This window comes from Streptomyces sp. NPDC102514 (genome assembly GCF_055584525.1).
Map to the genome: position 1 here is coordinate 38,724 of NZ_JBVJLW010000006.1, position 26,786 is coordinate 65,509.

Below are 26,786 nucleotides of genomic sequence, written 5' to 3' on the forward strand. Positions count from 1 at the left end.
ATGGGACGGAATGGTGGAGAGTGATGGTTATCTTCCGTTAAGAGGTATTTGCGGCACTTACTGTCTCATGGGGGACATGGCGTGCGGTGGGCGGGGGTTCCGTCCCCTCGGGCCGCGGTACGGCCCGCGGGGACGCGGCCGTCCACAAACGGTGGAAGGAGAGCCCGGCGGCCGTCACCAGCAGGCCGTTGCGGACGAGCATCAGCAGGGTGCCCGTCCAGGTGCACGCCACGACGTCGTCGTACAGGACCGGATACGCGAGGGAGCTGACCGCGGCGGCGGCGGCCACCAGCGTCGCGACCGGGCGCTGCGTGGTGTGCCGGGAGGTCAGGCACACGGCGGCCAGACCGATCAGCCACACCAGGTACTGGGGACTGATGACCCGGCTCGTCACCGTGAACAGGAGCACGGCGCTGAGCGCGGCGTCGTACGGGGTCGCCGGCGTCCAGCGCCGCGCGCGCAGCCGCCACAGCAGCAGGGCGCCGAAGGCCGCGACGGTGAGCGCGAGCGACACCGCGGCGATCGAGGTGACGTACGGGCCGGTGAACTCCATCGCGCCGTACCGGTAGCCCACCTGCCCCGGCCAGCCCGCGTGGTGGGCGAAGGACAGGGCCGTGCCGCCGAGCGACTCGATCTGCACGCCCCGGCCGCTCTGCTGGTGCAGGAAGTCGAACGGGTCGCGGAACAGGGCGGCGAGCGTCAGCAGCAGCACGCCCGCGGTGACGGCCGCCGCGGTCCACGCCTCCCTCGTCGTACGGCCCCGGGGTGTGCCGATCAGCGTCAGCGCGGGCCACACCTTCACCAGGGCGCCCAGCGCGGCGAACGCGCCGCACGCACGCGTGGAGCGCGACAGCGCCAGCAGGGAGATGACGGCGAAGGCGGTGACCTGCACGTCGTAGCGCGCGAGGGGGATGTGCAGGAGGAGGGGCAGGGCCGCCGTCCACAGGGCCGCGCCGCGCAGGCTGCGGCCGGGGCGGGTGCCCGCGCGCGTGAGGACGGCGGCGACCAGCAGGTCGGTGGCCAGGGTGAGGGTCACGAACGCCTGGAAGTACGTCAGTCCCGGCAGCAGTCCCGGGGAGAGCAGGACGGGGCCCGCGCCCGGCGGGTACTGCCACAGGCGGTCGCCGGAGGGGAACGTGCCGGTGGCGAGGACGCCGTACCAGCGGGCGTACAGCTCGTGCACCTCGCGGGCGACACCGCCGACGCCGAGGGGGGTGCGGCCGTCCTGGGCGAGCAGCCAGAGCATCAGGGCGCGGGTGGCCGACCAGGTCGCGGTGAGGGCCAAGAGCTTCTTGCGGGACTTCTTGCAGGACTTCTTCCGGGGGGTCATCCGGGGGATCGTAAGCCGCAAGGTGGCTCATACCGGCCGATGACGAGTCAATCAGCAGCAAAGGTCAGCTAGTAGCACAGGATCTGGCGCATGATCGTCAAGCGTTCGAGGGGTGCGTTCGGCTTCCGCTCCGGCCTCGGCTCCGGCTCCGGCTTCGGCTCCGGCTTCGACTTCGGCGTCGTCGGTGCGGTGGTGGTGCCCGGGGTCGTCATGTTCGTGATCGGTCTGTGGGGGATCGACCGGGGCGGGATGTGGCGTGACGAGGCGGTCACCTTCCAGGTGGCGCGGCGGTCGCTGCCGCAGATCTGGCAGTTGCTGCACTCCGTGGACGCCGTGCACGGGCTCTACTACCTCCTCATGCACCCCGTCCTCGCCGTCCATCCCGGCGAGGTCGCGCTGCGCCTGCCCTCGCTCTGCGCGGCGGCCGTGACGGCGGGTCTCGTCGGCGCGCTGGGGGCGCGGCTCGCGCGTCCGCGGGTGGGGTTGTGGGCGGGGCTGCTGTATGCGGTGACGCCGGTGGTGGGGCATTTCGCGCAGGAGGGGCGGTCTTATGCGGTCGTCTCCGCGGGGGTTGCGGGGGCTACGTTTTTGCTTGTGCGGGCGGCAGGACCGGGGGCGGGTGTCGGGTGCGGGCCGGTGGGGGCTGGTCGCGCAGTTCCCCGCGCCCCTTATCGGGGGCGGCGGTCGGGTGTCCGGTGCGGCGGGGTGGGGGTCGGGCGCGCCGTTCCTCGCGCCCCTTTCGGGGGGTGGTGCTGGGGGTTCTATGGGGGTGTTGCCGGGGGCACCGTGCTGCTTCATGAGTTTGCTGTGCTGGTTCTGCTCGCGCATGCGGGCACGTTGGCGCTTGCGCGGGTTTCCCGGGCGGTGTGGTGGGGGTGGGGGCGGGCCGCCGGGGGTGTGGTTCTTGTCGTGCTTCCGCTGGGGCTGGTCTCCCGTGGGCAGGCCGGGCAGGTGGCCTGGCTCAGGGCTCCCGGCGGCGAGGCGGTCGAAGGGCTCCTGCGGGCGTTCGCCGGGCCGACCCTGCTGGTCCTCGGCCCGTACCTGCTGCTGATCGTGCTCGCCCTGGGCGGACCCCTCGCCCGCCGCGGCGAACTCTCCCTCCCCGCGGTCGCCCTCCCCCTGCTGCTCGTGCCGCCCGCGACCCTCCTCGCCGTCTCGCGCCACTGGCCGCTCTTCGACGACCGCTATGTGCTGTACGCGCTCGCGGGCGCGCCCCTGCTGGCGGCGGCGGGCGCGGAACGGCTGGCCGGGGCGGCGGCCCGGCTGCGGGGCGGCCGGACGCGACACGTCGACGCGCACGCCGTCACGTGTCTCGGAGTGTTCGGCGTCGCCCTCGCCTTCGTCGCGCAGCTTCCCGTCCTGCGCGCGGACCGGGACCCCGACCGGCGCCCCGACAACCTCGCCGCCGTCTCGGCAGCGGCGGCCCGGCGGATGGGCCACGGCGACCCCGTGCTCTTCCTCCCGGCGCTCGCCAGGCGCGCGGCGGTGGCGTACCCGAAGGGCTTCCGCGGTACGGCGGACATCGCGCTGCGCGAGCCCGGGGCCGTCTCCGGAACCCTCTACGGACGCGAGACCGGCCCCGCCGAACTGCGCCGCCGGCTCGACGGGCTCGACCGCGTGTGGGTGGTCGCCGAGCCGTACGCGCTGCGGCCCGGCTGGTATCCGCCGGTCCCCGCCGAACAGGTCAAACTCGCCCTCCTGAACGGGGAGTTCGTGCCCCGGGCCGAGTACGTGCGCAAGGCGTCGGTCATGCGGCTCTACGTGCGCAGGTCCGCGGCGGCGGGGGCGGCCCCGGTCACTCGCAGCCCGGGGTCTCCTCCAGCGCCGCCGCGTCCAGCGCGCCCGTGAGGCGGTCGAGCCGGGTCCGCAGGTCCTCTATCTCGGCCAGCTCGAAGCCCGTCGCGGCGGCGATCCGGCGCGGTACGCGCAGCGCCCGCTCGCGCAGGGCCGCGCCCTCGTCGGTGAGCCCGGCCACCACGGACCGCTCGTCCAGGGCGCTGCGCTCACGGCGTACGAGACCGGCCGTCTCCAGGCGCTTCAGCAGCGGCGACAGCGTGCCGGAGTCGAGCCGCAGGTGCTCGCCGACCTTCTTCACGGGCAGGTCGCCGTGCTCCCACAGCACCAGCATGACCAGGTACTGGGGGTAGGTGAGCCCCAGATCCTTCAGGACGACGCGGTACAGGCTCCCGAAGGCGCGCGAGGCGGCGTTCAGGGAGAAGCAGATCTGCTGGTCGAGGCGGAGGAAGTCGTCCTCGGGCACGGGCGTCGTGGTCATGCCCCCAGGGTACCTCGGTGCGTCATTTAGTTGTGCACAATTTAATTGTGTGCTCTACTTGTGGTTGTCGGCGGCCGGGAACTGAGGCCGCGGGCCCGATTCAGACCTTTGAGAGGGATGGTTTCCATGGACGCGATCTACACCGCCGTAGCCACCGCCACCCACGGCCGTGACGGCCGCGCCTACAGCTCCGACGGGCAGCTCGACCTGCAGCTCGGCATTCCGACGGAGATGGGCGGCAACGGGCAGGGCACGAACCCCGAGCAGCTGTTCGCCGCCGGGTACTCGGCGTGTTTCGCCAGCGCGCTCGCTCTCGTGGGGCGTTCGGCGAAGGTCGATGTCAGTGACGCCGCGGTGACCGCGGAGGTCGGGATCGGCAAGGAGGGGGAAGGGTTCGCCCTCAAGGTCACCCTTCGGGTGGAGCTGCCGGAGTCTGTCGACGCGGCGACCGGGCGGAAGCTGGTGGAGCAGGCTCACCAGGTGTGCCCGTACTCGAACGCGACGCGGGGGAACGTGCCGGTCGAGCTGGTCGTCGAGTAGTTTTCCTCGCCCCCGCCGCCCCTACCCTTCCCGTCACTGCATGGGGCCGCGCCCCTCGCCCCCCCTTTGCTCAGTTCCCCGCGCCCCTGGGGGCCTAGGCCCCCAGGGGCGCGCGCCCGTCGGCCCGCAGGCTGAGTCCTTCAGCGGGGGTTCGGGGGCGAAAACCGTCGCCCGCCCACCACAGCGGTACCCCGATCACCGCCACCAGCCATGCCGTCACCATCAGCCGGTCGATGGCGATGTCGGGGTGCGCGGCCATGCTCAGTACCCCGGTCGACGCGGCGCCCACCAGCAGTACCCCGAACGCCGGCCGTGCCCGGAGTGCCCCCCACACCCCCGCCCCGACCAGCACCAGGAACAGCGGTTCGGCCAGTTGGCGGCGCAGCCACTCGGTCCAGAAGTTGACCTCCAGGTGGAGGAACTCCCGCCAGGGCCGCTCCCGGTCCGGCCGGAAGAAGTGGTCGGTGAGCAGGTCCTGGAGGCTGTCCGACTCCGAGGGGTAGTGCAGGAGCCGGGCGAGCAGGACCGTCCCGGCCGCCGCCCCCACGGTCACCTTCAGCAGCGTCTTCACGGCGTCCCCGACCGGCCGCCCCGACCTCCTGCGGTGGACGCCGATCACACAGCACGCCCCGGCCAGACACACCGCCAGGAACAGCGCCTGCGAGTGCTTCACGGTGAAGAGCAGGGCCAGGGAAAGGGCGACCACCGGGCCCGCCCGGCGTCCGCGCAGCACCAGCGCGCAGCCCCACAGCGCAGCCAGGGTGAGCGCCGTCATCGTGCCCTCGGTCATGGGCCGCATCGCGGTCGCGCCCGTCGGCAGCACGTAGTACAGCGCCTGCCCGGCCAGCGCGGGCCCCACCGGCACGTCCAGCGTCCGCAGGATCAGGAACACCAGCACGCCCCCGGCCGCCGCGACGCACACCCCCGCCGCCCACAGTCCCCACGTCACGCCGAACACCGTCACGAACGGCAGGAGCAGCAGCGGATAGCCCGGCCGCACCTCGAAGATCCGCATGAACCGTTCGCTCATGAAGGGCGCGGTCCAGCCGGACGTCTGGCCCGCGTCGAGCCGCCGGCCGACGCTCCAGTGGTAGTAGCGGTCGCACTCGGCCCGGATGCCCGGCCCCGGATCGGGGGCACGGAAGCGCCGGACGTCCACGCTGTGGTTGCGGGAGGCCGTCTCGCCCCGGCTCGCGCACACGTACGCGATGCTCCGCCCCGCCGCCTCCGTCTTGCCGGCGCCGCCCAGACTCAGCGCGTACGACAGGTAGTTGCGGCTGTCGGGGGTGTCCCGGCCGGTGACGTTGGCGAGCTGGAGGCAGCCGAACAGGGCGGCGAGGAACAGCACCCACGCGGCGGGGCGAGCCCTCATGAGCGGGTCAGGGCGTCGCTCGGGGCGCCGGGCGCGGGAACCATGGGCGGCGTCATGTCCTCGGCCAGCATCAGCGTCCGTACGACCCTCTCCGCGGCCCGCCCGTCGTCGTACCCGCCGAACCGTGACCGGAAGGCGGTCCGCAGCCGGGTCGACTCCTCGTCCTGCCACGCGCCCGACGCGAACAGCCGCGCCAGTTCGTCCTCGTCGCGGGTGACATGGCCCGGCGGGCGCTCGGTGACGTCGAAGTACGTGCCCCGCGCGGCGAGATACGTGTCCAGGTCGTAGGTGTGCAGGACGATCGGCCGGTCGAGGTGCGCGTAGTCGAACATCAGGGAGGAGTAGTCGGTGATCAGCGCGTCGGAGGCGAGCAGCAGCTCCTCGACCCGCGGTTCGTCGGTGACGTCCAGGAGGAGGCCGCGCGCGGCCAGGTCCCGCAGGCCCAGGCCCCGTTCGTGGTGCTGGGCGAGCGACGGGTGCAGGCGGACCGCCAGGACGTGGTCGCCCGGCAGCCCCGCGATCAGGCGTTCCAGGTCGCGGGCAGGCGCGTAACCGCCCTGCCGGTGGTCCCGGTTCGTCGGCGCGTACAGGAGCAGGGTGCTCCCGTCCGGGACGCCGAGGCGCTGCCGTACGGACTCGCGGTGGCCCTCCTCCGGACGGACCAGGCAGTCGTTGCGCGGGCTGCCCGAGCGCAGGGACGTGAAGCCGCACGGGTAGGCGCGGTCCCAGACCAGTTCGGAGTGCGCGTTCGCGACGAGGCTGTAGTCCCAGCGGTCGGCCCGCAGCAGCATCTTCGGGACGCTGAAGCCGCGCCGCGCGCCGGGGTACTTCAGCAGGTCCGCGCCCATCGACTTCACCGGGGTGCCCTGGTGGGTGTGGATGTGGACGGCACCCCTGCGCTTGACCAGGTCGTTGGCCCAGTTGACGTTGTTGATCAGGTAGCCCGCGCGGGCCGTCACCCTGCGATAGGCGCGGCTGCCCGGCACGACGTGCTCGATGCCCGGTGGCAGCGCGGCCACGTGGTCCTTGCCGACCACCCACACCGACCGGATGTGCGGGGCGAGTTCCCGCGCCTTGCGGTGGATCGCGGCCGGGTCGCCGAGGACACCCCGGTGCGAGAAGGCCGAGTACACGGCGAGGTTGTGGTCGAGCGCGCGCCGCAGGACCAGCCGCCGGTGCAGCGCGAGCAGCACCCTGCGCAGCCTTCGCCGCCACACGAGGCGGCGCCTGCGCAGCCCGGCACGCTTCACGGCGGCGATCCGGTGCAGCGCGTGGAAGGCGTACGGGGCCCGCGCGAGCAGCGTGAACGACGTCCGCGGGATGTGCGCGCCGAGCCGGTGGCCCTCCGGCCGGTACGCGCGCAGGTCCCGGGCCGCCCGCCGGTGGAACTCGGGGCGCGACGACGGCGGTACGCGGTCCGCCTGGCGCAGGATGAAGAGGTAGTGGTCCGCCATGTGGTCGTAGAGGAAACCGCGCCACCGCTCCAGCTCCGGCTGCTCCCCGAGGAACCGGAACAGCCGCTCGTACTGCGCGAACACCTCGAAGTGCTCCCGGCTCGGCGTGCGCATCGCGTTGCCCTGGCGGCGCTGGCGGTAGTACACGCAGATCCGGTCGACGAGGGTGATCGTGCGGGCCGTCCACAGCGTCTGGTAGACGATCACCGCGTCCTCGTAGAAGCCGGTGGGGAAGGTGAAGCCGCCCTCGCGGAAGAAGTCGAGGCGGTACGCCTTGTTCCACACGACCGTGAACAGGTCGAGCAGTTCGGGGCGTTCGGCGACCGTGAACACGTCCGGGCCCGGCGCGGCGAACATCTCCGCGTCCCGGTTGCGCTTCACCGCGCCGTACCAGTGGGTGCGCGCGTAGTCGAACAGCACGATGTCCGGCCGGCCGGTGGCGTCGATGCGTTCGGCGATCGCCCGCAGGGTGCCCGGGGTGTAGCTGTCGTCGCTGTCCAGGAAGAGCAGGTACTCGCCGCGCGCCAGCTTCGCGCCGTGGTTGCGGGCCGGGCCGATACCGCCGTTGACGGGCAGATGCACCGCCACCACCCGCTCGTCGCGGGCCGCGAACTCGTCGATGATCGCCGGGCTCCCGTCCGGGGAGCGGTCGTCGACGACGATCAGCTCGAAGTCGCCGTACGACTGACCGAGGACCGACTCCAGACAGGTGCGCAGGTAGCCCTGCACGTTGTGGACGGGCACGACGATGCTGAAGCGGGGCATGGCACTTCCAGGTCCGGGAACTTGCTGGGTCGCGGGAGCACGTGAGGGCATCGACGCGCCCCTCAGCGCGCCGGTGTGCGGGGGCGTGACACGGCGGCGGCCGGTGCGGGCAGGCGCTCGCGCAGGGGGATCGGCGCGGGCAGCTCCTCCTCGGGCTGTCCGAGCAGCACCCGCCGTACGACCCGTTCGGCGGCCTGGCCGTCGTCGAACTCGCAGAACCGTTCACGGAAGGCGGAACGCAGTGCGGCGGACCGCCCGTCCGCCCACCGGCCCGACGTGAGGACGTCGATCAACTCGTCCTGCGTACGGGCGACATGGCCCGGAGGCTCGGCCAGCAGGTCGAAGTAGACGCCCCGGGTGTCCCGGTAGACGTCCCAGTCGTCGGCGTACGTGACGATCGGGCGGTCGAGGTTCGCGTAGTCGAACATGATCGACGAGTAGTCCGTGATCAGCGCGTCCGAGGCCAGACAGACGTCCTCGGTGTCCCGCAGGGACGTCACGTCGATCAGCCGGCCGTCCGCCACCGCCCGCCGCAGACCCGAGTCGCCGTCGAGGAAGTAGTGCGCGCGCAGCAGCACCACGAACTCGTCCCCGAGTTCCGCGCAGAACCGCGCCAGGTCGAACTGCGCCGACACGTCCCGCGGATAGTCGCGGTAGGTCGGCGCGTACAGCAGGGCCACCCGGCCCTCGGGGATGCCGAGCCGTTCGCGGATCGCGGTGACCTCGGCGGGGGTCGCCGTGCAGAAGCGGTCGTTGCGCGGATAGCCGTACTCCAGGTGCTCGAAGGCGCTCGGGTAGGCGCCCGACCAGACCTCCGTGGAGTGGGCGTTGGAGGACAGGGAGCAGTCCCAGCGGTCCACGCGCCGCATCAGCCTGCCGAAACTGCCGGTGGCCGCCGCGACGGCCCGGTACTCGATCTGGTCGACGCCCATCCGCTTCAGCGGGGTCCCGTGGTGGGTCTGGACGTGCACGGTGCCGGGGCGCTTGACCACGGCGTGCTCGAAGTTGACGTTGTTGAACGTGTACTTCGCGCGCGCCATCACCTCCCAGTACCGCCTGCTCCCGATCACCACGCTCTCCACGTCGTCCGGCATGTGCGGGAGTTCCTTCTCCTTCACCAGGAACACCGACCGGATGTGCGGGGCGAGTTCACGGGCCTTGCGGTGGATCGCCGCCGGGTTGCAGGCGTAGCCGCGTCCCCAGTAGGCGGCGAACACGGCGAGGTTCTCGTCCAGCGGCCTGCGGAGGTACCACGCGTACGTCAGGGCGCGGCGCCTGCGCAGCGCGGAGCGGCCCGCGTACGCCCGCGCCCGGGCCGCCGGCCGACCGAGAACCGGGAGTGCCCGGAACGCCGTGTACGCGCCCCGCCGCAGCAGCCGGGCCCGCACTCCCCGGGTGCGGTGGCCCGCCGGACGGTACCGCCGGTAGAGCCTGCCCGCGCGCCGGAAGAAGGCCCGGCCGTGGGGGGCGGTGGCCGCCAGGTCGAGGACCTCGGCGAAGAGCTGCGCGAAGAGGGCGCGCGTCCGGTCCTCGGGAAGGCCCTGCGCGGCGGCCCGCTCCAGCACCAGCTCGACCTGGTCGAGGAGTCCGGCCCCCGCGCCCGATGCCCCCGCGCTCCGCCGCCGCTCGTGGCGCTGTACGCAGACCGTGGACAGCACGGCGCTCTCCCCGGCGGCGAGGGCCACGAGACCGGCCCAGCCGAGATCCGTGTCCCGGCCGGCGGGGAAACCGAGCCCGTGCTCGCTCAGGAAGGCGCGGCGGTAGGCGGTGGCCCAGACCGGCAGCCGTACGTCCGCGGGGTCCCGGTCCTCGAACAGCTCCACCACCGGCTCGCCCTCCCACCACGGCACGCGCGCGTGGCCCAGGCGGAGCACATCGACCCCGGCCCCGCCGGGCTCCCGCAGCCGCGCGTCGATCCCGGCCAGCGCTCCCGGCGTCAGCACGTCACCCGCGTCCAGGAACAGCACGTACGCCCCGGCCGCCGCCCGCAGCCCGGCCTCGCGCGTACCGGCGACCCGGACGACCCTGGCGTCCCCCTCGGCGTACTCACCGACGAGCGCGCCCGCGGGCGCGCCCGGGTCCGCGCAGGCCGCGATCACCTCGAAGTCGGCGAAGGACTGGTCGAGCACCGGATCGAGGGTCGCGGGGAGCCGCCCCGCGACGTCGTGGACGGAGACGATGATGCTGAAGCGGGGCATGTGGTGTGGTGCTCTTTCTTTCTGTCTGTGCTGTGTGGTGCCGCCGTCCCGGCGGAGCGACGGGTCCGTCGGGACGGCGGCACGTGCGGCGGCTCGATGCGGCCCGGGAGGGCGCTCCTGCCGCCGGCGGTGTCAGCGCCCGCGGCGGCGCCCTGCCAGCGTCCTCGTGACGATCGGCGGGAGCAGGTCCTTGGCGAGTGCGCGGGCACGGCCGGCCTGCGGGGCCGCGGCGGGACGGGCGGGTGCGGGCCGGGACGACGCCGTGCGCTGGACCGGCACGGCGGGCGCCGCGGCTCCGGCGGGTGCGGCCGGTTCCTCCTCGGCCGCGTACCGGGAGACCGGATGCTTCGGCTCGGTGGCCTTCCTGCCGTCTATGCGGATCATTCCGTGCCCGGCGACCTGCTGCACCTCGTGCCACATGTCGTCACGGGCCGCCAGCCACTCCAGCAGCGCGTCGCGCAGCAGCTCCGGATCGCCCCACGTGCCGTAGAACTTCGTGCCGGTCACGCATATGGGATGCAGATCGAGCGCGGCGACCGCCCCCCAGGTGGCGGCGGCGACCCCCGGGCAGTGTTCCGCGCGGTAGTCGTCGAGGACGACCACGCCGTCCGGCAGGAGGATGTCCCGCACGGCCTCGATGTCCCCGTACACGTGCTCGTACAGGTGCGAGGCGTCTATGTGCGCGAAGCGGCAGCTGTCGTCCGCGACGCGGTCGGCGACCACCGACGTCGGAGCCTGGACGACCTCCGGCAGCCGCTCGTGGAACGCGGAGAAGTTGGCCTCGAACGCCCGCCGGGTGAGCGTCGAGTACGACTTGTTCATCTCCTTGAGGTTGGCGGAGTCCGGCGCGGCCGAGTCGAAGAGATCGCACACCGTGAAGGCGTCGTCGGCACGTCGGTACGAGGCCATGAAGATCGCGCTCTTGCCCATGTACGCGCCCAGTTCGAGCAGGTCGCCCCGCTGCGCACGGTCCACCTGCCCGGACAGGAACCAGTCGAACAACTGCTGGTCGACGGCCCTGAACCAGCCCTTGACCTCCGACAGGGCCTTCGGGCGGGGCAGTTCGGTGGTGCTGGAAGTCATGAGTACTCCGTAAAACGGGGTCTGTGGATTTCCTGTGCCTGGGGATGGGACCGGAGTGCTTCAGGGTCTGTCAACGACGGGAACGGAAACTCCGGGTGTCGGGACGGAGGCGAGGGGCGAGGGGGTGTTCCCGTCGGCCGCGGACGGCACCGGGTGGCGGGCGTCCGGGGGGATCACCGCGGGGAGGCCGGCTGTTTCGCCCAGTACCACCCGGCGCACGACGCGCTCGGCGGCGCGGCCGTCGTCGTACGGGCAGAAGCGCTCCCGGAAGGCGGACCTCAGCTGCGCGGAGCGTGAACCGCGCCAGTGGCCGGTCGCGAAGATGTCGATCAGCTCGTCCTCGTTGCGGGCGATCGCGCCGGGCGGGAAGGCCCGCAGGTCGAAGTAGGTCCCGCGGGCGGCCTCGTACGCCTCGGGGTCGTCCGAGAGGAGCACGATCGGGCGGTCGAGGCCCGCGTAGTCGAACATCAGCGACGAGTAGTCCGTGACGAGCGCGTCCGAGGCGAGGCAGAGCGACTCGACGCTCGGATGGTCGCTCACGTCGATCAGCCGGCCGCCACTGCGGGCCAGCGGCGCCCCGTACGAGGGGTGGGCGCGGGTCAGCAGGACGAACCGCGGGCCGAGCCGGCGCAGCACCCGCTCCAGGTCGAGCGCGGTGCGCTGGGTGCGGCGGTAGTCGCGGTGCGTCGGCGCGTACAGCACCGCGACCGTGCCCTCCGGGATGCCGAGCGACTCGCGCAGCCGGGCGACCTCCGCCGAAGTGGCTTTCTGGAAGACGTCGTTACGGGGCTGGCCGTACTCCAGCATCGTGTACGCGGCCGGGAAGACGCGCTCCCAGACGAGCGTGGAGTGGCGGTTGCCGGACAGGCAGTAGTCCCACCGGTCGGCGTCGCGCAGCACCTCGGCGAAGTCGGTGTCCCGTGCCGCCGCCGGACGGTCCTGGAGATCCAGGCCCATGTGCTTGAGCGGGGTGCCGGCCTGCGTCTGGATCAGGATCTGGCCGCGCCGCTTGACCAGCCGGCGGTCGAAACCGGCGTTGCCGACGACGTACTTGGACCGGGCCAGCGCCGTCCAGTACGCGGCGGAACCGGGCGTCAGCCTGCGCGTGCCCGTCGGGATCGTGTGGTGGAAGCCGGACGCCGCGACCCACGCGGTGCGCATCCCCGGGGCGTGCGTGCGGAACGCGGCCTCCAGCGCCCCCGGGTTGCAGCCGTGACCGCGTCCCGCGTCGCCCGCGAACACGGCGCGGTCGGCCCGTACGGGCAGCAGGCGCTGGACGCCGTAATGCAGCCGCAGCGAGGCCGTCCGGACCCCGTGGGCCAGCGCCCCGGCGAGCCGCACGGCCCGTCGCTTCAGCCGTGTCGCCGTCCACAGCGCGCGGTAGGTGCGATGACTGCCGAACCGTACGAGGGCGTGCCGCAGCCGGTTGCGGGACGGGACGCCGGCGTCGCGTACGCGGTAACGGCCGTAGTGGGCACGGGCCTTGCGCAGGAACGCGGCGCGCGAGCCCCGCGGCAGCCGGTCGCGCTTGAGGAACACGGCCGACAGATGGTCGACCATCCGCTGGAACAGGACCGGCCGCCAGCGCGCCAGCTCGGGGTGCGCGTCGAGATGCGCGAAGACCCGGTCGTACTGGTCGAAGATGTCGAAGTGCCGGCCGCTGGTCGTGCCGAGGATGTTGCCCTGCCGCCGCTGCCGGTAGTGGACGCAGACCCGGTCGAGCGTCGCGATGGTCTCGGCGGCCATCAGGACCGGGTACGTCCAGGGCGTGTCCTCGTAGTAGCCGGGCGGGAACGCGAACTGCTCCCGCTCGACGAACTCCCGGCGGTACGCCTTGTTCCACACGACCATGAGGACGTCCAGCAGGCCCGGCCGGTCGTCGAGGCGGAACGGCGCCGGACCCTCCTCGTGGAGCTGCCCCGCCCGGACGTTGCGGACCGTCTCGCCCGACCAGAAGGTGCGCGCGTAGTCGTAGACCAGGACATCCGGGTCGCCGGTCTCCTTGACGCGGTCGGCGATGTCCCGCAGGGCGTGCGGGGTGAGGCTGTCGTCGCCGTCCAGGAAGATCAGGTAGTCGCCGGTGGCGGCCCGCATCCCCGCGTTGCGGGCCCGGCCGAGGCCCACGTTCTCCTTGAGGTGCACGGCCCGCACCCGCGGATCACGGGCCGCGAACTCGTCGGCGATCGCACCGCAGGCATCAGGCGAGCAGTCGTCGACAGCGATCAGCTCCAGGTCGGTGAACGACTGTTCCAGGACCGATGCCATGCACTCGTGCAGATACGCCTGGACCTGGTACGCGGGGACAATGACACTGAACCGGGGCAAGGGACATCCATGGGTCGGCGCGGCCGTATTGCCCGGCAACGGCCGAAGGGGTTACGGGGTTACGCCGAATGCGGCATGTGGGGGACCCCCCGGGTGACGCGAAGGGGCGGACCGGAACCGGCCCGCCCCTCAACTCGCCTGCTGTGGCGGCTACTTCACCGCACCCGCCATCACTCCGGACACGAACTGCCGCTGGAACGCGAAGAACACGGCCAGCGGGATCACCATCGAGATGAACGCGCCGGGCGCGAGCGTCTCGATGTTGCCGGAGAACTGCCGGGTCTGCTCCGTCAGCGCGACCGTCAGCGGCCGGGAACCGGAGTCCGAGAAGATCAGCGCCACCAGCATGTCGTTCCACACCCACAGGAACTGGAAGATGCCCAGCGAGGCGATCGCGGGCGCCCCCAGCGGCAGGATCACCGTCGCGAACAGCCGGGCCTCGCCCGCCCCGTCGAGCCGTGCCGCCTCCAGGAGTTCACGGGGGATCTCCGCGAAGAAGTTGCGCAGCAGGAAGATCGCGAACGGCAGGCCGAAGCCCACGTGGAAGAGGACCACGCCGATGACGCTGCCGAAGATCCCCAGGTCGCCGAAGAGATCGGCCAGCGGGATCAGGGCGATCTGGATGGGCACCACCAGCAGCGCCACCACGGCCACGAACCACCAGTCGCGGCCCTTGAAGTCCATCCAGGCGAAGGCGTATCCGGCCATGGCGCCGATCACGACGACCAGGACGGTGGCCGGCACCGTGATGTACACCGTGTTGAGCAGGGAGTCGGTGATCTCCTCCTTGCCGAGCAGCGTCGAGTAGCTCTCGGTGGTGAGCTGGGACGGTTTGCTGAAGACCTCCCACCAGCCGGAGGCGGCGATGTCGGTCGGGTCCCGGAACGACGAGGCGAGCAGCCCCACCGTCGGCGTCACCCACAGCAGCGCGACCAGGATCAGGAAGACCCGCATCGCGCCGCCTCCCGCGGCGCTCGCGATCCGGGAGACGAGCGGGCGCTCGGGGGGACCCGGGGCGTCCACGGCCGCGGACGGTTCCCCGGGGCTCCCGGGACCCCCGGAGTCCCCGGGGCCCTTCAGAGGTACGGAGGGTGCGGTCACCGTCGGCGCTCCCTTCGCAGTCGGCGGATGTTGACGATCATCACCGGCATCACCAGGAGCAGCAGGACGATGCCGATCGCGCTGCCGAGCCCCTGGTTGTTGCCGCCGCCGAAGGACGCGTTGACCAGTTGCAGGGCCAGCACGTTGGCCTCGTCCTTGCTGGGCTGCGGGGCGATGATGAAGACCAGGTCGAAGATCTTCATCACGTTGATCATCAGGGTGATCAGGACGACGACGAGGACCGGCGCGAGCAGCGGGACCGTGACCCGGCGGAACACCTGCCACTCGTTGGCCCCGTCGACCCGGGCCGCCTCCAGCAGATTGCGGTCCACCCCCGCGAGACCGGCCGCGATGAGCACCATCGCGAAACCCGCCCACATCCAGGCGTACGAGCCGATGATGGCCGGGGTGACCAGGCTCGGGCCCAGCCAGTCGACGCCGTTGTAGGGTTCCGCGAAGTTCGAGGACGGCAGCCGCAGTTGCGCGCCCGCGGCGGACGCAGGCAGCGTGAACGTACCGTCGTCGCCGGCCTTCGCGGAGGCCACCACCTCGCCGTCCTTCACCGCCTCGACCTTGATGCCCGGCAGCGCCTTCTCACCCGCGTCGACGGCGCCCTTCGTCCCGCCGCCGCCCAGCTTGAAGTCCAGCCAGACCGTGCCGGACACGCCGTCGCCCGAGGTCTTCGCGGCCTTCGCGTCCCCGGGGTCGCCCGGCACCTTGTCCGGGGCGATGCCGACCAGCGGGACCAGGGCCGGGGAGCCCGCCTCCAGCGCGCCCGTGGAGGTGAACGCGCCCCCGCCGGACGCCTTGAGGTCGCTCTCGGTGGACGGCCGCGCCTTCGGGTACACCGACGAGTCGGCGAACGTGTCGTGCACGCCCACCAGCACGGCGTTCGCCACGCCCTGGTCGGGGTCCGCCTCGTACACGAGCCGGAAGATGATGCCCGCGGCGAGCATGGAGATCGCCATCGGCATGAAGATGATGAGCTTGAACGCCGTGGACCAGCGCACCCGTTCGGTCAGCACGGCGAAGATCAGACCCAGCCCGGTCACCAGCGCGGGGGCGACCGCGACCCAGATCGCGGTGTTCTTGACCGCGGTGAACGTGGCGTCGTCGCTGAACAGGTCCCCGTAGTTCCCGAGACCCACGAAACCCGAACCGTCGGCGTCGTACAGACTGCGCCAGACCGAGTACCCGATCGGGTAGACCACGAGCGCGCCGAGCAGCACGATCGCCGGCAGCAGGAACAGCCCCGCCACCCACCACCGCGTACCGATCACACTCTTGCGTTTGCCGGCGGGAGGCACCGGGTTCGCCGGGCCCCCCGCCGTCGCGACCTGCGACGACATCGGCGGCCGTCAGCCCTTGTACGCCTTGGCGGCGGCCGTCTCCAGCTGCTGCTGGGCGCCCGCCACGTCCGAGGGGGTCTTCAGGAAGTCCTGCAGCGCCTTCCACTCGCCCGTGCCCTCGGTACCGCCGAAGGCCGCCGGGGCCTGGTCGGACATGTCGAAGCGGAAGGAGTCCTTGGCCTTCAGCAGGGCCTTGCCGATGTCCCGGGCCACGTCGTCCTTGTACTTGTCCGCGTTCATCTCCTTGTTGGGGGAGATGAAGCCGCCCTGCGCCGCCCAGATCTCGGCCGCGTCGGTGGAGGCCAGGAAGGTCAGCAGGGCCTGCGAGCCCTTGTCGTCCTTCAGCGCCACCGCCACGTCACCGCCGCTGACCACCGGCGACGCGTCCCCGACCGCCGGGAACGGGAACACCTTGGCGTCCGTGCCCACTTTCGCCTTCGTGTCGGCGTTGATGTTCGCCGCGACGAAGTCGCCCTCGAAGACCATCCCCGCCGGCGTGTCACCGGAGAAGGTGTTCGTCACCGACTTCGGGAACTCGGTGCGCAGCGCTCCGGCGTTGCCGCCCGCGATCAGGTCGTTCTTGCCCCACAGCTGGGCCAGCGTGGTCAGAGCCTCCTTCACGGACGGATCCGTCCACTTGATCTCGTGCTTGGCCAGCTGGTCGTACTTCTCCGGGCCCGCCTGCGAGAGATAGACGTTCTCGAACCAGTCGGTGAGGGTCCAGCCGTCCTGCCCGCCGATGGACACCGCGGGCGAACCCGCGTCCGACAGGGTCTGCGCGGTCTTCAGGAACTCGTCCCAGGTCTTCGGCTCCGCCGTGATGCCGGCCGCCTCGAACGCCGCCGTGTTGTACCAGACCAGCGACTTGTTGGCGGCCTTCGCGTAGACGCCGTACTGCTCGCCCTCGTACGACCCCAGGTCCTGCCAGCCCTTCGAGAAGTTCTTGTCGAGCTGCGCCTTCGCCTCGGCGCCCAGCGGCTTGACCCAGCCCTTCTCGGCGAACTGGTGGAGCACACCGACCTGCGGGAGGAACGCCACGTTCGGCGGCTTGCCGCCCTCGATCTTCGTGCCGAGGAACGTCGACGTGTTGTTGCCGGTCGGTACGTAGGCGACCTCCGCGCCCGTCCGCTTCTCGAACTCGTCCAGGACCTTGGTGAAGTTGTCCTGCTCGGGTCCGGTCCACACGGCCGCGACCTCAAGCTTCTGGCCGTCGAGCTTGGGGAGTTGCACGCTGGAGGCGGCTCCGCTCCCGTTGTCGCCGCCGTCGTCCTTCTTGTCGTCGTCACCGCCGCATGCCGTGAGCGTGAGTGCCATCGCCCCCGCGACGACGGCGGCTGCGGCCTTCGCGGCACCGCTGCTCCTGTGCGACCTGCTGATCCGAAGAGTGCTGCTGCGCATGGTGTGCCCCGTTCTCCGTCGAACGTCCGAGGTCCTGCCCGTGCGCTCTTGGTCTACGCCCGTGCGCTTGGCGTCGGCAAGGGCGCCTGCGCTGTCAAGGGTGTGATCGTGACCGCGTCGTGACGCTCGGGGCGGCTGCCCACCACCGGGCTCCGCCCCATGCCCCGGGGTGTGTCGCCGGGTGCGGGCCGGTGGGGGTGTGCCGCGCAGTTCCTCGCGCCCCTGACGGGTGGGGCTGTGCCCCATGCCCCGTGGGGGTGTGTTGTCGGGTGCGGGCCGGTGGGGGTGTGCCGCGCAGTTCCTCGCGCCCCTGACGGGCGGGGCTTCGCCCCGGGCCCCGTGGGGGTGCGTAGTCGGGTGCGGGCCGGTGGGGGCGTGTCGCGCAGTTCCTCGCGCCCCTGGGTGTTTTAGCCCGTCCGGCGTTTGAGGACGAGGCCGTTCAGGCCGATGCGGGGGTCTGGGGGCGGCAGCCCCCAGGGAAAGGGGTGGCTACAGGAGCGAGGGGACTTCCGCCGCCGAGACCGAGCGGGACGCTCGTTCCAGGGCGCTGGCCAGCAGGGCCAAGTCCGTCGGACCGTTGCCGAGTTCACGTACGGGCCGCCGCGCGGGCGGATCCCCCATCCGCGCCCACTCGAGCGGCACGACCGTGGGCCGCAGCGTCGCCGTACGGGGGATACGCCCCGTGACCCGCCCGCCCTGGAACGGCACGGACCGACCGCCCGGCCCCGCCGCACCGAGCCTGCCCCGCCCGGGAGACGGCTCCTCCGTCCCCACCCCCGGCGCTTCGAGCAGTACCCGCAGCCCGGCCCGCCGAGCCAGCTCCGTCTCGTCCGTACGGGCCCCGCCCCCGGTGGCCGCCACCAGATGCACCCCGAGCCGCTCACCGTCCCGGGCAACCCCCTCCAGGGCCCGTACGACGGACCCGGCGGCCGGACGCCCGGGGGACCCCAGCGAGGGGGACAGCAGCGCGTCCAGGTCGTCGACGACCACGACGAGCCGGGGCAGCGGCGGCCCCGCGTCCGGACGGGGCCGAGCCGCGGCGGGCCGCAGCCGCAGCGTCGAACTGGACATCGTGTCGATGTCCCCGGCACCGGACGCACCGGTCGAACCGGACGCGGACCCCGACCGCTGCGCGACGACCCGGCGCGGCCCCTCCCGGCCTGCGTGCCACTCGGTGAAGTCGAGACGCCCGAGCAGCTCCGCCCGCCGCTTCAGCTCGGCGGACAGCGACTGCGCGAACTCCCGCATGCGTACGGGATCGTGGGCGCCCAGATGCGTCGTGACGTGCGGCAGATCCGTACAGACCTGGAGCCCGTCCCCGCGCCCCGCCGCACCACCGGTACCCGTGCCGTCCCGTCCGTCGACCAGCACGATCCCGAGCCGGTCGGGCCGCTCCGCGGCGGCGAGCGACGCGGCGACGGAACGCAGCAGCTCCGTACGCCCGCTGCCCGGCGGGCCCTCGATCAGCAGATGCGGGCCCTCGCCCACGAGGTCCACCCCGACGGGCCCGCGCGGCCCGGCGCCGAGCACGGCCGTGGCCCTGCCGCCGAACGCCTCCGGGTCGTCGGCCGCGTCCGCCCAACGCGCCATCAGGGACGCCGGGGTCGCCCGCGCGAGGCCCAACTCGTCCAGCAGCCGGGCGGTTTGGGGCAGCGGCGCGGACACGCGGGTGTGCCGCTCACCGGCCCCGCCCTCCGCGCGCAGCGGTGCCAGGGCCCGGGCGAAGCGCTCGGCCCACGCCATGGAGACGGCGTCCACCGCGGCGACCGTGCCATGGCCGACGGGCCCGCCCGAAGAACCCGAAGAAGAAGCAGAAGAACCCGACGGGCCGTGGGGCTGTGTCGCGGGCGCGACGCGCAGCAGCCGCAGGGCCGTCGCCACGTCACCGCTGAGCAGCGCGACGGCCCCGCAGTCGCGGAACGCGGGCGACACCGCACAGGCCGCCTCGTACGTGTCGATCACGGGCGAGGAGGGCGACGCGGCCGGTGTCTCGGCGAGACAGATGACATGGATGCCGACCTGGGGGCCCTCGGCCGCGAGCCGCGACACGGCGTCCCGCACACCGGCCGACCCGGGGTCCCCGTCCACCACGACGACGGTGTGGGGACCGGACCAGCCGGTCTGGGCCGGATCCTCCGACCGGGCCCAGGAGGGCCGTCCGGCCCTTTCCCGCGCCTCACCGCCCTGGGTGCCGCTGCGGGGGAGTCCGAGGTGCGTGACGTGGGGGTCGCGGGCGAGGGGATGGCTCCCGGGGGCGGGCAGGCCGGCGGCGTCCTGGCCGGGTGCCGTCCCGGCGTCGGCCGGGTGCCTCGGGCGCGGCGCGAAGGCTCCGCTGTCGTCCGGCGAGCCCGCGCCGAGGCGGGGCCCGTGACCACGCTCGGCGGCCCGTCCCGTCTCCGTCAGGTGGTCCTCCAGGCGCCGGACCAGCTCCTCCGTGCGCGCCGTCGCCTGTTCGCGGTCGTAGGCGAGCAGAAGGCGGCAGTCCTGGCCGTGGGTGGGGCGCAGGTGGGGCAGCCAGCCGAGCCACGACCACTCGGCGGTGCGCTCCTCCAGGGAACGCGAGCGGTCCGTGCTGAGGAGGGTGATCTCCAGCGAGTCGGGGGAGTGCAGTGCGGCGAGCTGGGCCACCACCGCGCGGGAGAGCCCCGACAGACGCTCGCGCGGTCCGGCCAGACCCAGCGCCCCGACCTCGCGGAGCGCTGCGGTCACCGGGACCGCGGACAGCAGCCCGGAGCCGTCGGGGGTGCTGCGGTCCGCCGTGCCCAGCCGGACCGTGAGGGTCTCCTGGTGTCCCGGTTCGCGCTCCCACAGCCGTGGTCCCGGTCCGAGCGCCGCCAGCAGCAGCGCGGCCGGATCGGGCCACCGCTCGGGCGAGGGCACGCCCAGGGCGACGGGCTCGGCGAAGGGTGCCTCGTACGAGTCGTACGGGTCGTACTCCCCCTCTTCGCCGTACTGGTCCTCGCTCCGGGACCCCGCCAGCCGGCGGGCCCAGGCGGAGAGGCCGCGCTTGCGCGCGTTGCGCGGCACGGGTGTCCCCCGGAGGGGAGTGCCCTTCCGCTTGCCCTCGCCCGGTCCCTGGACGTCGCTGCCGGGGTCCTCCTCGTACGGCTCCCCGGAGTCCCCGTACGCGCCGCGGTCTCCGGCGTCCCTGTGCTCGATCCGGGGCGCCCCGCCCTGGCCCGGCACCACATGCGGTCCCGCCGGCAGGTGCTCCTGGCTGCCCGGGACCCCGCCACCGGCGGAGCCCCACCCGGCTGTGCCGTAACCGTGATGGGTCTCGGAGGTCGGCCGTTCGGCGCCCGAGCGGGAACCGCCGGTGCTCCGGGCGTCCCCCGAGCCCTCGGCGCCCCTGGAGCCGGCGGCGCCCCTGGAGCCGGCGGCGGAGTCCTCGCCGCGCGCCCTGGGCACCCTCGCGCCTCCGGCGCCCGCGTCGGTCCAGGACGCGGACCCCGCCCCGGACCGGGAGGCAGGTCCGGATCCGGCCTCCGCCGCCCCTCCGGAAACGGCCGGATTTCGCCCCTGATCCCGCCCCGCGCCCGTCCCCTCGCCCCGTACCTGCCCCTGTCCCTGTCCCTGACCTTGGGCCTGCCGCTGTCCGTGTGCCGCCCCGGAGCGGTCCGAAGCCGCCGCATATCCGGCGCCACCGTGAGCGCCCGACGCCTGGCCCGAATGGCCCGCCTGTCCCGACTGTTCCCGGCCGGGCCCCCCGGCCCCCGCCGGCACCACCCGTACATGTCCCTCGCCGTCCGGCGCGGTCTCCAGGACGTCGGCCCGTTCGCCCGCCGGGGCCAGCAGCAGGGCCGACTCGCCCACCCGCAGCAGCGCGCCCGGCGCGAAGCGCACCGGGCGCTCGCCCACGCGCCTGCCGTCCAGCACCGTGCCGTTCGTGGAGCCCAGGTCCGCCACCGAGACATGGCCGTCCGCCGCGACCGTCACGGCGCAGTGCAGCCGGGAGACGTCCGGGTCGTCCAGCGGTACGTCCGCGTCGGCGGAACGGCCGATCTCGATCCGGCCGCCGTGCAGCAGATGGACGCCCCCGGCGTCGGGCCCGGCGACCACGCGCAGCTGTGCCGCCGCGGGATCGACATCGGGGCCGGGCTGCGCGGGGGACCCCAGGGACAGCACGGCGCCGTCCATCAGGGGAGGCTCACCCAGCGTGCAGCGCTGTGCGTCGAGCCGCTCCGCCTCCGCGTACAGCACCCCGGGGCCCTCGCCCCCGACCGCCGAGGCGAGGCCGGAGGCCACCGCCGCGAGCGCGGTCCCGGCGGGTGCTGTGACCAGCACGTCGCAGGACGCGGGGCGTCCGTCGGGGCGCGTCCCCAGCGGGTCTACGACGGTCAGCCGGATCTGCATCGCCGTCAGCGGTCCCTTCTGTCGCGGGCGCCCGCGACGGGGCTCTGCCGCGGTCCCCACCGCAGATTCCCCCACCGCGCACGGGCACGTCGGCCAGTACGGAAAGCATCCTCGCACTTGATACTGACAACACGCCCGCACTCCGCAAGCAAGTGATCTTGATTGGTCGGCTCTGCCCGCAAAAGTGCCTGACCAATGCCCGGTTGAGATCGGTCACGTCAAGATCCGGCAACCAAAGCACCCGAACCGAGCGTCTTTTCATCGAACACATACGGGAAAGCCCCACGTAATGCATGGGTGGGCGGGACTGAGAAAACCGCAGCGCGACGACACCCCGGAGCCGTGTTCGGCGGCATTACAGTGGGTCGGAACCACCCGTAGCACGGTGGACGGACCAGCCAAGCAAGCAGCAGGGAGCGCATGACGTGCGGCCGGTAGGCAGCAAGTACCTCCTGGAGGAGCCGCTCGGACGCGGCGCCACGGGCACCGTCTGGCGGGCCAGCCAGCGCGAGGCGGCGGGCGCCGAGGCGGCCGTGGCCGGTCAGCCCGGCGAGACCGTGGCGATCAAGGTCCTCAAGGAGGAGCTCGCCAGCGATCCCGACATCGTGATGCGGTTCCTGCGGGAGCGCTCCGTGCTCCTCCGGCTGACGCATCCGAACATCGTGCGCGTACGGGACCTCGTGGTCGAGGGTGATCTGCTGGCGCTGGTCATGGACCTGATCGAAGGTCCCGACCTGCACCACTACCTGCGCGACAACGGCCCGTTCTCGCCGGTCGCCGCGGCCCTCCTCACCGCCCAGGTCGCCGACGCGCTCGCCGCCAGCCACGCCGACGGCGTCGTGCACCGCGACCTGAAACCGGCGAACGTGCTGCTCCAGCAGCTCAACGGCCAGATGCACCCGCTGCTGACGGACTTCGGCATCGCCCGTCTCGCGGACTCCCCGGGGCTGACCCGCACCCACGAGTTCGTCGGCACGCCCGCGTACGTGGCGCCCGAGTCGGCCGAGGGCCGCCCGCAGACCTCCGCCGTCGACATCTACGGCGCCGGGATCATGCTGTACGAGCTGGTCACCGGCCGTCCGCCGTTCGGCGGCGGCTCCGCTCTCGAAGTCCTGCACCAGCACCTGAGCGCCGAGCCCCGCAGGCCCTCCACGGTCCCCGACCCGCTGTGGACCGTCATAGAGCGCTGCCTGCGCAAGAACCCCGACGAGCGGCCCAGCGCCGAGAACCTCGCCCGCGGCCTGCGTACGGTCGCCCAGGGCATCGGGGTGCACGCGAACTCCGCGCAGATCGCCGCCGCCGAGGCCGTGGGCGTCCTCCTCGCCCCGGACCCGGCCCCCGCCGCCGTACCGGGCGAGTTCGGCGCCGCCGACCCCACCCAGGTGCTCCCGCAGGGCGCCGCCTCGTACGACCCGAACGGCGCGACCAGCGTCCTGCCGCACACCGGCGCGGGCGCGGCCGACCCCACCGCCGTACTGCCCCACCGCGGCGCGGCCGACCCGACGGCCGTGATGCCGCCGGTGCCGCCGAACCAGCCCGGGGCGGGCCCCGAGGACCCGCACCCCTGGCAGAACCAGCTGCGCGCGGCCCGCGACCGCAACGAACCGACGCAGGCGCAGTCGTACCTCGACCCGAACGAGGACCCGCTGCGCCGCCGCCCGCAGCGGCAGGTCGCCCGGCCGCCCCAGCAGCAGCCGCAGCAGCCGCCGTCCCAGCAGCCGCAGCAGCGCGGACAGCGCAGGCAGCGCAACCAGCCGCCGCCGCAGAACCAGCAGGGGTACGGCTACCCCCAGCAGGGCGGACAGCAGCAGGGGTACGCACCCCAGCAGCAGGCCCCGCAGCCCCAGCGGTACTCCGCGCCGCCGCAGCAGCCCCAGCAGCCCGCGCCGCGTCCGCAGCGCGAGCCTCGGCAGCGCAGCGCCAACCCGATGAAGATCCCCGGACTCGGCTGCCTCAAGGGATGCCTGTTCACGATCGTCATCCTGTTCGCGGCCGGGTGGGCGATCTGGGAGTTCAGCCCGCTCCAGGACTGGGTCGGGACGTCGAAGGGCTACTGGGAGCAGCTGGGGGACTGGTACGGCAAGGTCTCCGAGTGGGTCGGAAGACTCAACTGAGTTTCCCGAAGCCGGCGTTCTGCGAGCTTGCTCCCTCCAAATCCCCGGAACCGCACCGCGGTGCTGGGGATTTGTCGACACCTGGGGGGTGATTTCCGTCCCGGAAGTGAAGGTTGGTGCTCCGGGCGCGTAGTTTTGTCGCCAACACGCGCCCGTAGGAGCAGCCTTGGTACGGAAGATCGGCAGCCGGTACACCGCGCACCAGATCCTGGGACGGGGCAGCGCCGGCACGGTGTGGCTGGGCGAGGGCCCCGAGGGGCCCGTCGCCATCAAGCTGCTGCGCGAGGACCTGGCGTCCGACCAGGAGCTGGTGGGACGGTTCGTGCAGGAGAGGACGGCCCTGCTGGGCCTGGACCATCCGCACGTCGTCTCCGTGCGGGACCTGGTCGTCGACGGCACCGACCTCGCCCTGGTCATGGACCTCGTCCGCGGCACGGACCTGCGGACCCGGCTCGACCGGGAGCGGCGCCTCGCGCCCGAGTCGGCCGTCGCGATCGTCGCCGACGTCGCCGACGGGCTCGCCGCCGCGCACGCGGCCGGAGTCGTCCACCGGGACGTGAAGCCCGAGAACGTGCTGCTCGACATGCAGGGGCCGCTCGGACCCGGCGGCTCGCACCCCGCGCTGCTCACTGACTTCGGCGTCGCCAAACTCATCGACTCACCGCGGCGGACCCGCGCGACGAAGATCATCGGCACGCCGGACTATCTGGCGCCCGAGATCATCGAGGGCCTGCCCCCGCGGGCGGCCGTCGACATCTACGCGCTGGCGACCGTGCTGTACGAGCTGCTCGCGGGCTTCACCCCCTTCGGCGGCGGACATCCGGGAGCCGTCCTGCGCCGGCACGTCACCGAGACCGTCGTCCCGCTGCCCGGCATCCCCGAGGAACTGTGGCAGCTCCTCGTGCAGTGTCTGGCGAAAGCGCCGGCCTCACGGCTGCGGGCGTCCGAACTGGGGGAGCGGCTGCGCGAGCAGCTGCCCCTGCTCGCCGGGATGCCTCCGCTGGACGTCGACGAGCCCGACGGGGAGGCCGAGGGCCCCTACGAGGACGCGGCGCCCGCCGAGCCGGAGGTTCCGCGGGAGCGGGTGCGGCGCGGGGCCGTTCCGCTGGTGCCGGGGGCCAAGCCGGACTCCAACCGGGACACGCACACGTCCATGCGGGTGCCGGGGCCGGACGAGCTGGCGGGGGGCGCGCTGGGTACCGCGCGGGCGCCTCGGGCGGCGGGGGCGCCGCGGCCCGGGTCCGCGCGGCATCGCGCTTCCGCTCGGCGGCGGCGGATCACGCTGGGGGTGGCGGGGGTGGCGCTCGTCGCGGCGATAGGGGGCGGCGCGTGGCTGGCCACGTCGGGGGACGACGCGGAGCCTCCCCACGACACGGAGAGGTCGTCCCCGGCGGCGCCCTGACCGGACCTGTCTTTTCCTCGCCCCCGCCGCCCCTACCCTCCCCCAGTCTCGGCTTCGCTCGACCGGGGGGACCCCCATCGTCACTGCATGGGGGCTGCGCCCCCTCGCCCCCCTGATCGCGCTCCGCGCTCGTCCTCAAACGCCGGACGGGCTGAAAGCAGCGGGCGGGCTGGGATGGCTGCGGCCGGGTTGAAGGCTGGGGCGCAGCCCCGTCTTCCAGGGGCGCGGGGAACTGCGCGATCAGCCCCCACCGGGCCGCGGACGAAGCGCTCCGGTCCGAGCCAGGGCTGCCCGACTTGGCGGAGCCGTTACGCTGGGGGGCGTGGCAGTCGTCGATGTTTCCGAAGAGCTCAAGTCCCTCTCCTCGACCATGGAGTCGATCGAGGCCGTCCTGGACCTCGACAAGCTGAGGGCGGACATCGCCGTGCTTGAGGAGCAGGCGGCGGCGCCGTCCCTGTGGGACGACCCCGATGAGGCGCAGAAGATCACCAGCAAGCTGAGCCACCTCCAGGCGGAGGTGCGCAAGGCCGAGACCCTCCGCGGACGCATCGACGATCTCGGCGTGCTGTTCGAGATGGCCGAGGAGGAGGACGACCCGGACACCCGTGCCGAGGCCGAGACCGAGCTCACGTCCGTCAAGAAGGCGCTGGACGAGATGGAAGTCCGCACGCTCCTGTCCGGGGAGTACGACGCCCGTGAGGCCGTCGTCACCATCCGTGCCGAGGCCGGTGGCGTCGACGCCTCCGACTTCGCCGAGAAGCTCCAGCGCATGTACCTGCGCTGGGCCGAGCGCCACGGCTACAAGACGGAGCTCTACGAGACCTCGTACGCGGAGGAGGCCGGCATCAAGTCGACCACCTTCGCCGTCCACGTCCCGTACGCGTACGGCACGCTCTCCGTCGAGCAGGGCACGCACCGGCTGGTGCGGATCTCGCCGTTCGACAACCAGGGCCGCCGCCAGACCTCGTTCGCCGGTGTCGAGATCCTGCCCGTGGTCGAGCAGACCGACCACATCGAGATCGACGAGTCCGAGCTGCGCGTGGACGTGTACCGGTCGTCCGGTCCGGGCGGCCAGGGCGTCAACACGACCGACTCCGCGGTCCGGCTGACCCACCTCCCCACCGGCATCGTCGTCTCCTGCCAGAACGAGCGCTCGCAGATCCAGAACAAGGCGTCCGCGATGAACGTCCTCCAGGCCAAGCTCCTTGAGCGCCGCCGCCAGGAGGAGCAGGCCAAGATGAACGCGCTCAAGGGCGACGGCGGCAACTCCTGGGGCAACCAGATGCGTTCGTACGTCCTGCACCCGTACCAGATGGTCAAGGACCTGCGCACGGAATGCGAAGTCGGAAACCCCGAGGCCGTTTTCAACGGTGAGATCGACGGTTTCCTGGAGGCCGGAATTCGCTGGCGCAAGCAGCAGGAGAAGTAAGCGACTTTTTCGTACATCGTTTTGTCGACAGGGCAACTGCGGTCCGTAGGACGGCAGTTGCCCTTTCTGCTGCGCTCTGGTGAGTGATGTGTGGGTTTTACATCACACTCACATGACGCTGTGCCGGTCAAAAGACCTTGATCTGGACATCGCGGTCGCAACGACCTTGACGATGTCTTGAAAGATGGGAAAGCTGACGCGTGGCATGCGTATTTCTGGGGCGCGTGTGAACCGGGGGCCCCACTGGGCCATCCCCGAGGTCGCGGCCCCGGGCGCTGCACCATTGACGATGAGCTAC

The 26,786-nt window shown here is 72.6% G+C and carries 16 protein-coding genes; 5 read left to right on the top strand and 11 right to left on the bottom strand.

Annotated features, from left to right (window positions below; all coding sequences use genetic code 11):
• Positions 1 to 37: 37 nt before the first annotated feature.
• On the bottom strand, positions 38 to 1,330 hold the full coding sequence (locus ACZ60E_RS17035) for a glycosyltransferase 87 family protein (RefSeq protein WP_469441279.1): 1,293 nt from the start codon (positions 1,328 to 1,330) through the stop codon (positions 38 to 40).
• Positions 1,331 to 1,540: 210 nt separating this feature from the next.
• Here ACZ60E_RS17035 and ACZ60E_RS17040 point away from each other — a divergent pair, with 210 nt between their 5' ends.
• Positions 1,541 to 3,178 carry a glycosyltransferase family 39 protein gene (locus ACZ60E_RS17040; protein ID WP_469441784.1) on the top strand — a complete coding sequence of 546 codons (1,638 nt, stop codon included), beginning with the start codon at positions 1,541 to 1,543 and terminating at the stop codon, positions 3,176 to 3,178.
• On the opposite strand, the gene ACZ60E_RS17045 is transcribed toward ACZ60E_RS17040, so the two are convergent.
• Positions 3,126 to 3,605 (bottom strand): MarR family winged helix-turn-helix transcriptional regulator, encoded by a 480-nt coding sequence (locus tag ACZ60E_RS17045; protein WP_384815428.1) that lies wholly within the window; start codon positions 3,603 to 3,605, stop codon positions 3,126 to 3,128. The two genes, ACZ60E_RS17040 and ACZ60E_RS17045, sit on opposite strands and share 53 nt — an antisense overlap.
• A 126-nt stretch (positions 3,606 to 3,731) precedes the next feature.
• Here ACZ60E_RS17045 and ACZ60E_RS17050 point away from each other — a divergent pair, with 126 nt between their 5' ends.
• A complete protein-coding gene (locus tag ACZ60E_RS17050) occupies positions 3,732 to 4,145 on the top strand; it encodes an organic hydroperoxide resistance protein (protein WP_384815430.1) in 414 nt (137 codons plus the stop codon).
• A 94-nt stretch (positions 4,146 to 4,239) separates the two neighbouring features.
• On the opposite strand, the gene ACZ60E_RS17055 is transcribed toward ACZ60E_RS17050, so the two are convergent.
• The 9 genes from ACZ60E_RS17055 to ACZ60E_RS17095 form a co-directional block, all read right to left on the bottom strand.
• Positions 4,240 to 5,517 (bottom strand): hypothetical protein, encoded by a 1,278-nt coding sequence (locus ACZ60E_RS17055; protein WP_469441282.1) that lies wholly within the window; start codon positions 5,515 to 5,517, stop codon positions 4,240 to 4,242.
• The gene (locus ACZ60E_RS17060; protein ID WP_469441284.1) at positions 5,514 to 7,736 is read right to left on the bottom strand and encodes a bifunctional glycosyltransferase/CDP-glycerol:glycerophosphate glycerophosphotransferase; all 2,223 of its coding nucleotides are present in this window, start codon (positions 7,734 to 7,736) and stop codon (positions 5,514 to 5,516) included. Before ACZ60E_RS17060 ends, ACZ60E_RS17055 begins: the two co-directional genes overlap by 4 nt.
• Before the next feature lie 62 nt (positions 7,737 to 7,798).
• Positions 7,799 to 9,934, bottom strand: a complete 2,136-nt coding sequence (locus tag ACZ60E_RS17065) for a bifunctional glycosyltransferase/CDP-glycerol:glycerophosphate glycerophosphotransferase (RefSeq protein ID WP_469441286.1) — start codon at positions 9,932 to 9,934, stop codon at positions 7,799 to 7,801.
• Positions 9,935 to 10,066: 132 nt separating this feature from the next.
• A complete protein-coding gene (locus ACZ60E_RS17070) occupies positions 10,067 to 11,017 on the bottom strand; it encodes a class I SAM-dependent methyltransferase (protein WP_469441288.1) in 951 nt (316 codons plus the stop codon).
• A gap of 60 nt (positions 11,018 to 11,077) precedes the next feature.
• Positions 11,078 to 13,342 carry a bifunctional glycosyltransferase/CDP-glycerol:glycerophosphate glycerophosphotransferase gene (locus tag ACZ60E_RS17075; protein ID WP_469441289.1) on the bottom strand — a complete coding sequence of 755 codons (2,265 nt, stop codon included), beginning with the start codon at positions 13,340 to 13,342 and terminating at the stop codon, positions 11,078 to 11,080.
• A 150-nt stretch (positions 13,343 to 13,492) separates the two neighbouring features.
• Entirely contained in the window at positions 13,493 to 14,296 is an 804-nt protein-coding gene (locus tag ACZ60E_RS17080; RefSeq protein WP_384813697.1) for a carbohydrate ABC transporter permease, read from the bottom strand.
• A 143-nt stretch (positions 14,297 to 14,439) separates the two neighbouring features.
• Entirely contained in the window at positions 14,440 to 15,792 is a 1,353-nt protein-coding gene (locus ACZ60E_RS17085; protein ID WP_469441290.1) for a carbohydrate ABC transporter permease, read from the bottom strand.
• Positions 15,793 to 15,801: 9 nt separating this feature from the next.
• On the bottom strand, positions 15,802 to 17,190 hold the full coding sequence (locus ACZ60E_RS17090) for an ABC transporter substrate-binding protein (RefSeq protein ID WP_453793468.1): 1,389 nt from the start codon (positions 17,188 to 17,190) through the stop codon (positions 15,802 to 15,804).
• A 489-nt stretch (positions 17,191 to 17,679) separates the two neighbouring features.
• On the bottom strand, positions 17,680 to 21,543 hold the full coding sequence (locus tag ACZ60E_RS17095) for an FHA domain-containing protein (RefSeq protein WP_469441291.1): 3,864 nt from the start codon (positions 21,541 to 21,543) through the stop codon (positions 17,680 to 17,682).
• A gap of 425 nt (positions 21,544 to 21,968) precedes the next feature.
• Between ACZ60E_RS17095 and ACZ60E_RS17100 the strand changes: the two genes are divergently transcribed.
• The 3 genes from ACZ60E_RS17100 (at position 21,969) to prfB (ending at position 26,488) form a co-directional block, all read left to right on the top strand.
• Positions 21,969 to 23,657 carry a serine/threonine-protein kinase gene (locus ACZ60E_RS17100; protein WP_384813666.1) on the top strand — a complete coding sequence of 563 codons (1,689 nt, stop codon included), beginning with the start codon at positions 21,969 to 21,971 and terminating at the stop codon, positions 23,655 to 23,657.
• Positions 23,658 to 23,823: 166 nt separating this feature from the next.
• On the top strand, positions 23,824 to 25,059 hold the full coding sequence (locus tag ACZ60E_RS17105; RefSeq protein WP_384813668.1) for a protein kinase domain-containing protein: 1,236 nt from the start codon (positions 23,824 to 23,826) through the stop codon (positions 25,057 to 25,059).
• 322 nt (positions 25,060 to 25,381) lie between these two features.
• Positions 25,382 to 26,488, top strand: a complete 1,107-nt coding sequence (prfB, locus tag ACZ60E_RS17110) for a peptide chain release factor 2 (protein WP_469441292.1) — start codon at positions 25,382 to 25,384, stop codon at positions 26,486 to 26,488.
• Positions 26,489 to 26,786 lie beyond the last annotated feature (298 nt).

Coding starts and splice junctions, on each gene's coding strand:
- ACZ60E_RS17035 (WP_469441279.1), bottom strand. CDS start 1,330: ATGACCCCCCGGAAGAAGTCCTGCAAGAAGTCCCGCAAGAAGCTCTTG.
- ACZ60E_RS17040 (WP_469441784.1), top strand. CDS start 1,541: ATGTTCGTGATCGGTCTGTGGGGGATCGACCGGGGCGGGATGTGGCGT.
- ACZ60E_RS17045 (WP_384815428.1), bottom strand. CDS start 3,605: ATGACCACGACGCCCGTGCCCGAGGACGACTTCCTCCGCCTCGACCAG.
- ACZ60E_RS17050 (WP_384815430.1), top strand. CDS start 3,732: ATGGACGCGATCTACACCGCCGTAGCCACCGCCACCCACGGCCGTGAC.
- ACZ60E_RS17055 (WP_469441282.1), bottom strand. CDS start 5,517: ATGAGGGCTCGCCCCGCCGCGTGGGTGCTGTTCCTCGCCGCCCTGTTC.
- ACZ60E_RS17060 (WP_469441284.1), bottom strand. CDS start 7,736: ATGCCCCGCTTCAGCATCGTCGTGCCCGTCCACAACGTGCAGGGCTAC.
- ACZ60E_RS17065 (WP_469441286.1), bottom strand. CDS start 9,934: ATGCCCCGCTTCAGCATCATCGTCTCCGTCCACGACGTCGCGGGGCGG.
- ACZ60E_RS17070 (WP_469441288.1), bottom strand. CDS start 11,017: ATGACTTCCAGCACCACCGAACTGCCCCGCCCGAAGGCCCTGTCGGAG.
- ACZ60E_RS17080 (WP_384813697.1), bottom strand. CDS start 14,296: ATGCGGGTCTTCCTGATCCTGGTCGCGCTGCTGTGGGTGACGCCGACG.
- ACZ60E_RS17085 (WP_469441290.1), bottom strand. CDS start 15,792: ATGTCGTCGCAGGTCGCGACGGCGGGGGGCCCGGCGAACCCGGTGCCT.
- ACZ60E_RS17090 (WP_453793468.1), bottom strand. CDS start 17,190: ATGCGCAGCAGCACTCTTCGGATCAGCAGGTCGCACAGGAGCAGCGGT.
- ACZ60E_RS17095 (WP_469441291.1), bottom strand. CDS start 21,543: ATGCAGATCCGGCTGACCGTCGTAGACCCGCTGGGGACGCGCCCCGAC.